Source organism: Pseudomonas sp. FSL R10-2189 (assembly GCF_009600325.1).
In the GTDB taxonomy this organism is placed as follows: Bacteria; Pseudomonadota; Gammaproteobacteria; order Pseudomonadales; family Pseudomonadaceae; genus Aquipseudomonas; species Aquipseudomonas helleri.
On sequence record NZ_WIVZ01000035.1, the window covers coordinates 19,303 to 32,689 of the forward strand.

Here is a 13,387-nt window from a genome sequence, read left to right on the forward strand (position 1 = left end):
CAAATCATCTACCACGATGCGAACTTTTAAACCCTAACTACCACGGTACGTCGAGTAACTGTACGGCGAGATCAGCAACGGCACATGGTAGTGATCCTGCTCGGCACTGATCCCGAAACGCAGCACCACCACATCCAGAAACGCCGGCTCCGGCAATTTCACACCCCGTGCGCGGTAGTAATCACCGGCACTGAACTGCACCTGATAAACCCCTGAACGGTAGTCGTCGCCCTGCAACAGCGGTGCGTCGCAGCGCCCGTCTTCGTTGGTCAAGGCACTCGCCACCAAGGTCAATTGGGCACCTTCAACGCGGTAAAGCTCGACCTTGATCGAACTGCCCGGACATCCGTGTGCGGCATCCAAAACGTGTGTAGTCAAACGTCCCATTGAGTGTGCGACCTCCCCGACTCGGTAAATAAATTCGGCTGCCGTGCCTTCAGAGAAGTCCCGAAAGACACGGTGATGCGAAGATTAAGACACTTATTCAAAAAATTGTACACAATTAAAAATGCTATTTTCCGCGACACGTCTAACCTGAGCTTTGGAGGCTATCAACGTTGAAAGACGCGCCATTTAGAGACTTTGTATTCAGAAGCTGACCAATCAGGCAAGTTTTTTGCAAGTACCCTTTAAGCACAAAGCATGATAAAAATGCACAAATTCAGGGTTACAAATTTATTATTAAGTTGTATACAATCAAGCCATCGCAGAGACGCCAAGTCTGGCCAGTCGACTGTTAACACCCACAATAAGGAAGACTGTAGTGAGCGCTGACTACCCACGCGACCTGATTGGTTACGGTCCAAACCCTCCTCATCCGCACTGGCCGGACAACGCCCGTATCGCCCTGTCTTTTGTGCTCAATTACGAAGAAGGCGGCGAACGCAGCCTTCTGCATGGCGACAAAGAGTCGGAAGCTTTCCTCTCGGAGATGGTCTCGGCCCAGCCGCTGCAAGGCGAGCGCAACCTGTGCATGGAGTCCTTGTACGAATACGGTAGCCGCGCAGGCGTATGGCGGGTGCTCAAGCTGTTCAAGGAATTCGACATTCCGCTCACGATCTTCGCCGTGGCCATGGCCGCGCAGCGTCATCCAGACGTGATCCGCCACATGGTCGCCGCCGGCCACGAGATTTGCAGCCACGGCTATCGCTGGATCGACTACCAGTACATGGATGAAGCGCTGGAACGCGAGCACATGCTCGAAGCGATCCGCATCCTCACCGAAATCACCGGCGAACGTCCGCTGGGCTGGTACACCGGCCGCACCGGCCCGAACACCCGTCGGCTGGTGATGGAAGAAGGCGGATTTTTGTATGACAGCGACACCTACGACGATGACCTGCCCTACTGGGAACCCAACAACCCGACCGGCAAAGCGCACCTGGTGATCCCGTACACGCTGGACACCAATGACATGCGCTTTACCCAGGCGCAGGGTTTTAACACCGGCGAGCAATTCTTCCAGTACCTCAAGGATGCTTTCGATGTGCTGTACGCCGAAGGCGCAGAGTCGCCGAAAATGCTTTCAATCGGCCTGCATTGCCGCCTCATTGGCCGCCCTGCGCGTCTCGCCGCCCTCAAGCGTTTCATCGAGTACGCCAAAGGCCACGAACAGGTCTGGTTTACCCGCCGCGTGGACATTGCCCGGCACTGGCACGCCACCCACCCTTTTGTTGCCGAGATCGACCGATGAGCGCTTTCAAGACCCTCAAACCGTCAACCCTGAGCCGTGAAGAGTTCGTCGCAGCCTTTGCCGACATTTACGAGCACTCACCCTGGGTGGCCGAAAAGGCTTACGACCTGGGCCTGGACGCCAGCGTCGACCAGATCGACACCCTGCACCAGCGCATGAGCGACCTGTTATTGAGCGCTGATCACGACCGCCAACTGGCACTGATCAACGCTCACCCGGACCTGGCCGGCAAAGCTGCCGTCCAGGGTCAACTGACCGAAGCCAGCACTCATGAACAAGCCGGCGCCGGTATTCACCAATGCACGGAAGAAGAGTTCCAGCGCTTCACCGAGCTGAACGAGGCCTACAAAGCCAAGTTCAAGTTTCCCTTCATCATGGCGGTAAAAGGCAGCGACCGGCACCAGATCCTCGCCGCGTTCGAAACCCGCATCCATAACCCGGCAGACGTCGAGTTCAAATGCGCGTTGGCAGAAATCAACAAAATAGCCCTGTTCCGATTAGGCCAGCTCTAAGCCGAGCCGGCAGGTGCCGGTGACGTATCTCCAGCCACTTATTTAAAGGCAGACCAGAAGAATGAAAGCTTACGCCGTACCGTTCGAGAAGTTCGTCAACCTGGCCGACGCCCGTCTAGGCACCAAAATTGTTTCGGTGACCGATGACTGGTTCGCAGACGCCAACCGCCTGTTCCAGCCGACCCCGGCCGTGTGGAAGGAGGGCGTTTTCGATGACAACGGCAAGTGGATGGACGGCTGGGAGTCCCGCCGCAAGCGCTTTGAAGGCTATGACAGTGCCGTCATCCGCCTCGGCGTACCGGGCTCTATCAAGGGCGTCGACATCGACACTTCATTCTTCACCGGCAACTTCCCGCCATCGGCCTCCCTCGAAGCCTGCTTCCTGGCTGAAGGCGAGCCGACTGAAAACACCCAGTGGGTTGAAGTGCTGTCGGCGGTCGAGTTGCAAGGCAACAGCCACCACTACCACGAGATCACTAACGACCAGGCGTTCAGCCACCTGCGTTTCAACATCTACCCGGACGGCGGCGTAGCGCGTCTGCGTGTATATGGCGTGCCGTTCCGTGACTGGTCTGCGCTGGGTGACAACGAACAGGTCGATCTGGCCGCCGCCCTCAATGGTGGCCGCGCCCTCGCCTGCTCCGACGAACACTTCGGCCGCATGAGCAACATTCTTAACCCGGGCCGTGGCATCAACATGGGCGATGGCTGGGAAACCGCACGTCGCCGTACCCCTGGCAATGACTGGGTCATCGTCGCGCTGGGTCACGCCGGTGAAGTTGAAAAAATCATCGTCGACACCCTGCACTTCAAAGGCAACTACCCGGACAGCTGCTCGATCCAGGGCGCGTTCGTCAAAGGCGGTACCGACAGCCAGATCGAAACCCAGAGCCTGTTTTGGCGTGAATTGCTGCCGAGCCAAAAACTCGAAATGCACGCCGAGCACAGCTTCAGCGAGCAGATCAAAGCGCTGGGCCCGATCACCCACATCCGCCTCAACCTGTTCCCGGACGGCGGTGTAAGCCGCCTGCGTGTACTGGGCAAGGTCGCTAAATAAGGAAAACCCGATCGCGGGCAAGCCCGGCTCCCACAGGGAATGCATTTCAAATGTGGGAACGGGCTTGCCCGCGATAGCAACACCACAAACACCACAGCAATCCAGATAAGAAGACCAACATGCGCACATTACAGATTGAACCGCTGACCAAAGAAGCCTTCGCCCCGTTCGGTGACGTGATTGAAACCGATGGCAGCGACCACTTCATGATCAACAACGGTTCAACCATGCGCTTTCATCGTCTGGCCGAGGTCGAAACGGCTACGCCAGAAGACAAGGCGATCATCAGCATCTTCCGCGCCGAGGCGCAGGACATGCCGTTCACTGTGTGCATGCTGGAGCGCCATCCGCTGGGCAGCCAGGCGTTTATTCCGCTGCTCGGCAACCCCTTTCTGATCGTGGTCGCGCCCGTTGGCGATGCACCTGTATCAGGCTTGGTCCGCGCCTTTGTCAGTAATGGCAGGCAGGGCATTAATTACCATCGCGGCGTCTGGCACCACCCGGTGCTGACGATCGAAAAGCGGGATGACTTCCTGGTGGTTGATCGCAGTGGCTCAGGCAATAACTGCGATGAGCATTTCTTTAAAGAGGATGAGTATTTAGTCCTCGCCCCCCACCAATAAGAGAAGGTCTGCTCATTCACTCAAGAGTGACAGGCGAGAGGTAAAGACTGTGCAAGCACATCTGATTGAATGGCTGAATCTGGGCGTGCGCTGGATTCATATGATTACCGGTGTGGCCTGGATTGGCGCGTCGTTTTATTTTGTCTGGCTTGAGAACAACCTCAATCGAGCCAACCCCAAAGACGGCCTGTCTGGCGACTTATGGGCCATTCACGGGGGCGGTATCTACCACCTCGAAAAATACAAGCTGGCCCCACCGACCATGCCGGAGAACCTGCACTGGTTTAAATGGGAAGCCTACTTCACCTGGATGTCCGGCATCGCCCTGCTATGCCTGGTGTTCTATTTCAACCCGGCGCTGTACCTGATCGCTCCCGGCTCCAGCATGAGCGGCCCCGAAGCGGTTGCCATCGGTATTGGTTCGCTGATTGCCGGCTGGTTTGTCTACGACTTCCTGTGCGACTCTGCCTTGGGCAAACGCCCGGCACTGCTCGGTTTTATCCTCTTTTTGCTGCTGGTTGCCGCAGCGTTCGGCCTGAGCAAAGTGTTCAGCGGGCGTGGCGCTTACCTGCATGTCGGCGCCATTATCGGCACCATCATGGTCGGCAACGTGTTCCGCATCATCATGCCCGCCCAGCGTGCTCTGGTTGCGGCCATCAAAGAAGGCCGCACACCTGACCCAACGCTGCCAGCCAAAGGCCTGCTGCGTTCGCGTCACAACAACTACTTCACCTTGCCGGTGCTGTTCATCATGATCAGCAACCACTTCCCGAGCACCTACGGCAGCCAATATAACTGGCTGATCCTGGCCGGGATTGCGGTACTCGCGGTGCTGGTACGCCATTACTTCAACACCCGCCACGACAGCCACAAATATGCCTGGACCTTACCGGTCGCGGCATTGGGCATGGTCTGCCTGGCGTATGTCACTGGCCCCAAACCAGCACCTGCGACGCCTGACGTGGCCAAGGTCATCAAATACCAACCGCTGCCAGAAACGGCTGTGGGCGGTGTTAAAGCAGCAGATGCCCCGCCAGCAGCAGCGCCCGCCCCTGCCGCTCCCGCCGCCCCGGTGGCCGGCGTTGACTTCGAAAAAGTCCACGCAGTAATCCAGGAACGCTGCACGGTTTGCCATTCCGCCTCCCCTACCAGCCCGCTGTTCAGCGTGGCCCCGGCCGGGGTGATGTTTGACACCGCACAACAAATCCAACTGATGGCCCCGCGCATTCAAGCGCAAGCCGTCGCCACACCGATCATGCCGCTGGGCAACATCACTCAGATGACCCAGCAAGAACGCGATCTGGTCGGTGCCTGGGTCAACTCAGGAGCCCACATCAACTGACGCACACGGGTGGTCGCAAACCGTGGGCGGCCACCCACCACACCATTAGCTCACAACAATAAAAATGACCGAGGTGTTGCATGTCCGACTTAACCGAACCGCGCATACCCGCAGTAACCGCACCACCACCCATCCAGCGGCTACCGTTGTTGCAATTGATTCTGGTCGGTCTGCAGCACGTGCTGCTGATGTACGGGGGGGCTGTCGCCGTACCCCTGATCATCGGCCAGGCAGCCGGTCTGAATCGTGAAGAAATTGCCTTTCTGATCAACGCCGACCTGCTGGTGGCAGGCGTGGCAACCATCGTCCAGTCATGGGGCATCGGCCCCATGGGCATTCGCATGCCGGTGATGATGGGCGCCAGTTTTGCCGCCGTTGGCAGCATGGTGGCGATGGCCGGGATGCCGGGCATCGGCATGACCGGTATTTTCGGGGCAACCATTGCCGCCGGTTTCTTCGGGATGATCATTGCGCCGTTCATGTCCAAGGTGGTGCGCTTCTTCCCGCCGCTGGTCACCGGCACCGTGATTACCTCCATTGGCCTGTCACTGTTCCCGGTCGCCGTCAATTGGGCGGGCGGCGGCAGTACAGCAGCGCAATTCGGCTCACCGATTTACCTGTTTATTGCCGCGCTGGTACTGGCCACCATTTTGCTCATCAATCGCTTTATGCGCGGTTTCTGGGTCAACGTTTCGGTGCTGATCGGCATGGCGCTGGGCTATGCCCTGTGTGGTGCCATCGGCATGGTCAACTTGCAGGGCATCGGTCTGGCGCCGTGGTTCCAGATCGTCACGCCGCTGCACTTCGGCATGCCTGAGTTTCATCTGGCACCGATCCTGTCGATGTGTCTGGTGGTAGTGATCATTTTTGTCGAGTCCACCGGGATGTTTCTGGCGCTGGGCAAGATCACCGACCAGGAAGTCACCCCACGCATGCTCCGCCGCGGCTTGCTGTGCGACGCCGGAGCTTCGTTTCTGGCGGGCTTTTTCAACACCTTCACCCACTCCTCATTCGCCCAGAACATCGGTCTGGTGCAAATGACCGGCGTGCGTTGCCGCTCGGTAACAATCATGGCCGGGATCTTCCTGATCACCCTCAGCCTGTTGCCTAAAGCCGCGTACCTGGTGGCCTCTATTCCGCCTGCGGTATTGGGCGGCGCAGCCATTGCGATGTTCGGCATGGTTGCCGCCACGGGGATCAAAATCCTCCAGGAAGCCGACATTGCCGACCGCCGCAATCAACTGCTGGTGGCCGTCAGCATCGGCATGGGCCTGATCCCGGTGGTGCGCCCCGAGTTCTTCGCGCACTTGCCCCTCTGGATGGGCCCGATCACCCACAGCGGCATCGCCATGGCGGCAGTCAGCGCCGTGTCCCTGAACCTGCTGTTCAACGTACTGGGCGGCGCCGAGCGTGCAGCCATGAGCGGTCACGTGCATCAGCATTGATCATGCCCTCAATCATCCCCCCTCTCCCTGCGGGAGAGGGTTGGGGTGAGGGGCTTTTGATTCTCTGAACAGCATCAAAACAATAATAAAAAAGGAAGCATCCCATGCACTGCAAACACTGGGGCGTCACGCTCGCGGGTGGGCTTTTGGCTGCAGGTCAGGCCATGGCCGGTGATCTGTTCTTGTGGCAAACCAACAGCCTCACCTACCTGTACGGCAAGAACTTCGCGATCAACCCTTCGATCCAGCAAACGATCACCTTTGAACACGCCGACAAATGGAAATACGGCGACAACTTCCTGTTTGTCGACCGCATTTTCTACAACGGTAAAGCCGACCCCAATAAAGGCCCGCACACCTATTACGGCGAGTTCAGCCCACGTCTGTCGTTCGGCAAGATCTTCGACCAAAAACTCGAATACGGCCCCATCAAAGACGTGCTCCTGGCCATGACTTACGAGTACGGCGAAGGCGACAGCGAGGCCTACCTCATTGGTCCGGGCTTTGACTTGGCGGTGCCCGGCTTTAACTACTTCACCCTCAACTTCTATCGCCGCCACACCGAAGGGCCACGCCCTGGCACGGGGGTTTGGCAGATCACACCGTCGTTCTCCTACACCATTCCAGTGGGCCGCTCCAACGTGCTTATCGATGGCTATATGGACTGGGTGGTCGATAACGACCAGAACTCACGCGGTACGTATCACGCCAACCTGCACTTCAACCCGCAGGTCAAATATGACCTGGGCAAAGCCCTCAACCTGGGCGAAAAGCAGCTGTATGTCGGCTTTGAATACAGCTACTGGAAAAACAAATACGGCATCGAAAGCAGCAGCCGTCTGGACACCAACCAAAACACGGCCAGCGCCCTGATCAAAGTCCACTTTTAAGCCTTGCTGCGCCCGGGCAACAACAGCGCGCTTGAGTACCGACGCCAGAGTCAGTACTCTGCGCGGCCGCTCAAAGACGGGCGCTGTTTTAAAGCTGACTCTGAAGCCAACTTTATCGTTCAACTCAAGTGTTTACGGCCTGCATTAGTCTCCCGCCACTCAACTGTCCACGGACAGCCGAGCGATGTCTCTTTGCCGTAAAACAGGGTGTTCAAACGACGTTAAGTTGACCACAAAGACAAGTTTTAAAACAAAAGAACCAAGGTGCCGCTCAGAGCGCCGAGTTCTACTCATGCAGCATTGATTAATTTTTGGAGCAACCGAATGAAGCGCATTCTGACCGGCCTGGTGCTTGCGGGGAGCCTGCTGGGCGGTACAACGGCAGCCGCAGAAGACTTGCTGCAGTGGCAAACCAACAGCTTGACGTACTTGTATGGCAAGGACTTTCAGGTCAATCCCAAGATCCAGCAGACCTTGACCTTCGAGCACGCCGACAGCTGGAAATACGGTGATAACTTTCTGTTCGTCGACCGTATTTTTTACAACGGCAAAAAAGACAGTAACTTCGGCACCAACACTTACTACGGCGAGTTCACGCCGCGCTTGTCGTTCGGCAAGATCTTCGACCAGAAGTTTGAGTTTGGCCCTATCAAAGACGTGTTGCTGGCCCTTACGTACGAGTTTGGCGAAGGCGATTCAGACTCCTACTTGATCGGCCCGGGTTTCGACCTGAATGTGCCCGGCTTCGACTTCTTCCAGCTGAACTTCTACAAACGCTACCCAGAGGGCAACCGCCCAGGCCGTGGCGTCTGGCAGATCACCCCGGTGTGGTCCTGGACCCAGCCCGTGGGCAACTCCGATGTGGTCATCGACGGCTACATGGACTGGGTGGTCGACAACGACCAGAACGCGCGCGGCACCTACCACGCCAACCTGCACTTCAACCCACAGATCAAATATGACTTGGGCAAGGCGCTGAACTGGAGCGCGAAGCAACTGTACGTCGGTATCGAATACGACTACTGGAAAAACAAGTACGGCATCGAAGACAGCGGTTCCTTCAAAACCAACCAGGACACCGCGAGCCTGTTGGTCAAGTACCACTTCTGATGCACCCGCTTCAGCCACTGCATTCGCGTGGCTGAAGCCCTCCTCCCTGAGCAGCACCCTCCTCTCACTGGCCACCTTTATTTGACATACGCCGCGCATGCGTATATTTCTGCATACGCCATGTATGTCAAAACACCTTTCTTACCTGCAACGTCACGGAGCTTGTATGGCCAACCCCTACCGCGAGATTTTCAGCGCCCCCGGCAGCAAAGCGTTTTGCGCCGCAGGCCTGATCGCCCGAATGCCCATATCCATGGCAGGTATCGGCATCATCACCATGCTTTCGCAGTTGCACGGCTCGTATTGGCTGGCGGGCGCGGTGGCGGCCACCTTTGCACTGGCCATGGCCTTGCTGGCACCACAAATTTCTCGCGCGGTTGATCGTTACGGGCAACGCCGGATCTTGCCGGGTGTGGCGGCGGTTGGCGTGTGCGCCATGCTTGCGTTGCTGCTGTGCAGCTACCTGAACGCGCCCGACTGGACACTGTTTGTCTGCGCCGCCCTGGCCGGGTGCATGCCCAGCATGCCGGCCATGGTCCGCGCCCGCTGGAGCGAGCTGTATCGCGGCTCGCCCAAGCTGCACACGGCGTTCTCGTTTGAATCGGTGTTGGACGAAGTCTGCTTTATCATCGGCCCGCCCATTTCCGTGGGCCTGAGCGTTGCCCTGTTCCCCCAGGCCGGGCCACTGGCGGCCGCGATCCTGTTGGCAGTGGGCGTAACGGTCTTTGTCATGCAACACAAAACCGAGCCGCCCGTGCATCCGCGCACCCTGGAGAATGACGTCACAGTCTTGCGTCAGGGCGCGGTTCTGGTGCTGATGATGGCCTTGATCGGCCTGGGCACCATTGTCGGCACCGTGGATGTGGTCAGCGTGGCCTTTGCCCAACACCAGGGTGAACCGGCGGCCGCAAGTATCGTCCTGTCGGTGTATGCGCTGGGTTCATGCCTGGCCGGGCTGGTGTTTGGCAGCCTCAAATTGAACATGCCCTTGCCCCGGCTGTTCCTGCTGGGCGCGTTGGCCACGGCCATCACCATGGTGCCGCTGATGTGGGCCAACAGCATCATCACCTTGGCCGCTGCCATGTTTGTCGCCGGCCTGTTCTTCGCCCCCACCCTGATTACCGCCATGGCGCTGATCGAAAACATCGTCGCCCCGGCCAAGCTGACCGAAGGCCTGACCTGGATGATTACCGGTCTGGGCATGGGCGTTGCCCTCGGCGCGGTGGTCGGTGGCTGGGTGATCGACGCTTACGGTGCACCGGCAGGCTTCAGGGTGTCATTGATCGCAGGTTTGGGCATGTTGCTGTTTGCCGTCGCGGGCTACCGGCTGTTGCAAAACAGCACCTCGCAGCCCGGTAATGCGCTGGCCTGATGGCTGGCGCATGACCACCTGCAAGCAGCTGTCTTGAGACGTTTGCAATCACGGTGCTACCATGCCCGACCGCCAAAACAGGCAAGGAAATACCGGGTTTATGAGTAGCATCCGCGAGCGCAACAAAGAACTGATTTTGCGAGCCGCCAGCGAGGAATTCGCCGACAAAGGGTTTGCCGCCAGCAAAACCAGCGACATCGCGGCCAAGGCGGGGGTGCCCAAGCCCAACGTCTATTACTACTTCAAATCCAAGGAAAACCTGTACCGCGAAGTGCTCGAAAGCATCATCGAGCCGATCCTTCGTGTATCGACGCCGTTCAACGCCGATGGCCAGCCGAACGAGGTGTTAAGCAACTACATCCGTTCCAAAATCATGATTTCCCGCGAACTGCCGTTTGCCTCGAAAGTGTTCGCCAGCGAAATCATGCACGGCGCCCCGCACCTCAGTGAAAAACAGGTCGAACTGCTTAACGACCAGGCCAAACACAACATCGCCTGCATCCAGACCTGGATCCACCGCGGCCTGATCGCCCCGATCGACCCGCACCACCTGATGTTCAGCATCTGGGCAGCGACCCAGACCTACGCCGACTTCGACTGGCAGATTTCCGCCATCACCGGCAAGGCCAAGCTCGACGACAGCGACTACGAAGCTGCAACGCAGACTATTATTCGGCTGGTGCTTAAAGGCTGTGCGCCGGATTAAAGGCTACCTAAGCTCAAGGGTTCGATGCTTTTGAATTAAGCATCGATGCCTAGGACGAGTCTTTACCATTTTATACGTAACTTCTTCATAGTCATTTCATGGGGAGGGTCTGTTTAACTTTTATTACCGAAGCTATCTGCCACATCAAATGCACCGCTAAGGCGACATATCCTAAAGCGGCACATAAAAAAAGAATGGAACTCCTCTCAAGAAAACTTGCCCACACAGCTGTACAACTTAAACAGAATAAAACAACAACTGCCAACAAGACCACAATGACCCATTTAATAAAATGGATCACTTGGATAAACCTGACCAAATATACAGCCAGACTGTAGATCAGAAGAATGAGCAGAATTGCCGTAGCCGTAGCACTCAACAGAAATATCGCTACAGGACCATCTCCAGAACCTTCTTCGCTCTGCCCATGAAAATAAAATGCCAACCAAGGAATCAATGAGACACTACAGAACAACATTACAAAACTTACAAATGTTTTATCCAACGAAAAACCATTAGTCGCCGACATAGCCACCCCCACATAACAAATAACGCCAACCAATTACCTTTGAATATTAATTGGAAGTTCTCCTTCTATGATAATTTCATAAGGTGTTCCTTTTATAATCCTGTCTAGCTGTCGACCTCCAGCAGTGGCTTTCTCACCAATCTCAGAGCGGTGAGCACTTGCATTAAAATCATAGGTATCATGATATGCTCGCGCAACACCATCAAACGTTATTTGACCACCGCCCGTTTTATGCAGAGTACCTTCAATTTTTAGTGTGATATGCCCTAGCCATGCCCAAGTTATATGAGAATCCAATCCAGTGTTATACACAACCCTCTGCAACGAAACTGGCGAAGTACCCACTATTGCTGCGGCGAATAAGCTTTCTAGAGCTGGAATTTTTGTGCTCGATAATTTCAACCCTAGCCGATTCAGGTTCGTGGTGACTGCAGCACCACCTCCTGTCATATAGTGCGACCACGCAGCAAATGGCGTAAGAACACCTCCAGACAATTCACGAGCATCTGAAATTTTCTTTCTGTACCCCCACCCCGACAATGCTTGAGATATTGCTTGCGCGGCTAAAGCATGAGGGTTTGAACTCATATATTTATCTGCAAGTGAGACTTTCAACATATCTACTTGCAAGTCCCATGTAGGAGCGTAACGCCACCCAATCTCTGTCTGCCTTACCACCTCCTCCATATGCATTATAATCATTTCCCTCCAATAACCTTGCGCGTAGTGTTGCAATCTACGTGGATGCAGAGCAACCAAAACAGCCGCAGGACTCTGCATTGGCGGAGCCCCTCCCGTATTAAATGAAGAAAACGCCGAAGATACAGCCCTAATATTCAATGCAGGCAAAGTAATACCGTTACTCATAACACCCTCCCGGGATGAAAAATCAATCAATCATTTGCACAATGCAAATTAAATTCAGATAATCATCCCGAGCAATACTTAGCAATGCGAGATAACCTACCAAGCCGTAGGAAACTTCTGATTTTAAAAAAACCGGATCAACAATAAAAAGCTATCAAAAAAATCACACAATACAAAAACATGAAACAAACTCTTGATTCCTAAAGCTTTATTACTCGCACCAACACACTAAGCTTATATTTTTCCCAAGCAGACCAATTTTGTCTGGCAAACTTCTGATCTGGCTTTAGACCCAAGAATCTGACGTCAAACTACGCTGACCTCACGCAGGCTTTCTGCAGGGGATGCTAAATTACGCGACACATGCAGATATTCATGATCGTGACGTGCTCTGTGAGAAATATTCGTGTCAGCACAAACCGAGTCATAGAAAGACTTAAAGCGAAAAGTTCAAGAGAATTCGATTATATGCATTTTCAAGTTGATGACTCTTCGTAAACAATGAAGGATCGATTGGGATCAGGTCGATTATCGGGGACCTACCAGGACTCCATCCGCAACTCTTTCCCACACTCATCGCACATAAAAACGTAGGAGCAGGCTTGCTCGCGAAAGAATCCCCCCTCGACCCAAGGGAGACCGGTTAATCTCCATCGCAAGCAACCCCGCTCAAACGTGATTAAGCCACCACTCCCGCATCCGCGCGCAGCCCTTGCCCTTCTATCGCACTGATGGCGCATTGCTCATCAATGTCAGAGGTATCGCCACTGATACCGATCGCCCCCAGTACCTTGCCCTGAGAATCGCGGATCAAGACGCCACCTGGCACCGGCACGATATCGCCCTGGCCCATGCCGTTGAGCGCCGCGAAAAACGTCGGACGCTGCTGCGCGTCCAGCGCCAGTGCACGTGATCCCTTGCCCAGGGCAATCGCCCCCCAGGCCTTGCCAATCGCAATGTTGGGGCGCAACAGGCTGGCGCCGTCTTCACGCTGCAACGCCAGCAAATACCCACCCGAATCGAGTACCGCGACCGTCAGCGGGGATGCGTTGATGCTGCGACCCGCGTTCAAGGCTTGAGCCGCCAGGGTTAAAGCGACTTTCAAGGTTAAAGCACTCATGGTTGCCGTCCTTATTTTGTTATTGGAAGCCTTGCCCCGCCTGCTTCAGGCAGAACCAATGAGAGCAATAGAACACAAAAATACGTTTATTTGTATACAGTTTTTCAGATAACAAATTCCA

General features: G+C 55.7%; 14 protein-coding genes. 10 read left to right on the forward strand and 4 right to left on the reverse strand.

Annotated elements, in window-relative coordinates:
* Positions 1-33: 33 nt before the first annotated feature.
* The gene (uraH, locus tag GHO32_RS20950) at positions 34-387 is read right to left on the reverse strand and encodes a hydroxyisourate hydrolase (RefSeq protein ID WP_048371291.1); all 354 of its coding nucleotides are present in this window, start codon (positions 385-387) and stop codon (positions 34-36) included.
* 376 nt (positions 388-763) lie between these two features.
* Here uraH and puuE point away from each other — a divergent pair, with 376 nt between their 5' ends.
* The 10 genes from puuE (at position 764) to GHO32_RS21000 (ending at position 10,750) form a co-directional block, all read left to right on the forward strand.
* Entirely contained in the window at positions 764-1,693 is a 930-nt protein-coding gene (gene puuE, locus GHO32_RS20955) for an allantoinase PuuE (RefSeq protein WP_368668493.1), read from the forward strand.
* Positions 1,690-2,205: a 2-oxo-4-hydroxy-4-carboxy-5-ureidoimidazoline decarboxylase gene (uraD, locus tag GHO32_RS20960; RefSeq protein ID WP_153335619.1), complete on the forward strand. Its 516-nt coding sequence runs from the start codon at positions 1,690-1,692 to the stop codon at positions 2,203-2,205. The genes puuE and uraD overlap by 4 nt, the downstream gene beginning before the upstream one ends.
* A 61-nt stretch (positions 2,206-2,266) precedes the next feature.
* Positions 2,267-3,262, forward strand: coding sequence for an allantoicase (gene alc, locus GHO32_RS20965; protein WP_048391549.1), 996 nt, complete (start codon positions 2,267-2,269; stop codon positions 3,260-3,262).
* Between the two features lie 119 nt (positions 3,263-3,381).
* Positions 3,382-3,885: an ureidoglycolate lyase gene (locus GHO32_RS20970; RefSeq protein WP_153335618.1), complete on the forward strand. Its 504-nt coding sequence runs from the start codon at positions 3,382-3,384 to the stop codon at positions 3,883-3,885.
* A gap of 49 nt (positions 3,886-3,934) precedes the next feature.
* Entirely contained in the window at positions 3,935-5,227 is a 1,293-nt protein-coding gene (locus tag GHO32_RS20975; RefSeq protein ID WP_372239833.1) for a urate hydroxylase PuuD, read from the forward strand.
* Between the two features lie 80 nt (positions 5,228-5,307).
* A complete protein-coding gene (locus GHO32_RS20980) occupies positions 5,308-6,672 on the forward strand; it encodes a nucleobase:cation symporter-2 family protein (protein ID WP_153335617.1) in 1,365 nt (454 codons plus the stop codon).
* Between the two features lie 104 nt (positions 6,673-6,776).
* Positions 6,777-7,562 (forward strand): outer membrane protein OmpK, encoded by a 786-nt coding sequence (locus tag GHO32_RS20985; RefSeq protein WP_048371304.1) that lies wholly within the window; start codon positions 6,777-6,779, stop codon positions 7,560-7,562.
* 324 nt (positions 7,563-7,886) lie between these two features.
* Positions 7,887-8,672 carry an outer membrane protein OmpK gene (locus GHO32_RS20990; RefSeq protein WP_153335616.1) on the forward strand — a complete coding sequence of 262 codons (786 nt, stop codon included), beginning with the start codon at positions 7,887-7,889 and terminating at the stop codon, positions 8,670-8,672.
* 166 nt (positions 8,673-8,838) lie between these two features.
* Positions 8,839-10,044 (forward strand): MFS transporter, encoded by a 1,206-nt coding sequence (locus tag GHO32_RS20995; protein WP_153335615.1) that lies wholly within the window; start codon positions 8,839-8,841, stop codon positions 10,042-10,044.
* Positions 10,045-10,144: 100 nt separating this feature from the next.
* Positions 10,145-10,750 carry a TetR/AcrR family transcriptional regulator gene (locus tag GHO32_RS21000; RefSeq protein ID WP_153335614.1) on the forward strand — a complete coding sequence of 202 codons (606 nt, stop codon included), beginning with the start codon at positions 10,145-10,147 and terminating at the stop codon, positions 10,748-10,750.
* Positions 10,751-10,841: 91 nt separating this feature from the next.
* On the opposite strand, the gene GHO32_RS21005 is transcribed toward GHO32_RS21000, so the two are convergent.
* The 3 genes from GHO32_RS21005 to GHO32_RS21015 all read right to left on the reverse strand — a co-directional run bounded on the left by GHO32_RS21005 (position 10,842) and on the right by GHO32_RS21015 (position 13,266).
* Positions 10,842-11,279 carry a hypothetical protein gene (locus GHO32_RS21005; RefSeq protein ID WP_153335613.1) on the reverse strand — a complete coding sequence of 146 codons (438 nt, stop codon included), beginning with the start codon at positions 11,277-11,279 and terminating at the stop codon, positions 10,842-10,844.
* A 33-nt stretch (positions 11,280-11,312) separates the two neighbouring features.
* Positions 11,313-12,146, reverse strand: a complete 834-nt coding sequence (locus GHO32_RS21010; protein ID WP_153335612.1) for a lipid II-degrading bacteriocin — start codon at positions 12,144-12,146, stop codon at positions 11,313-11,315.
* 679 nt (positions 12,147-12,825) lie between these two features.
* Entirely contained in the window at positions 12,826-13,266 is a 441-nt protein-coding gene (locus GHO32_RS21015) for a heme-binding protein (protein ID WP_153335611.1), read from the reverse strand.
* Positions 13,267-13,387 lie beyond the last annotated feature (121 nt).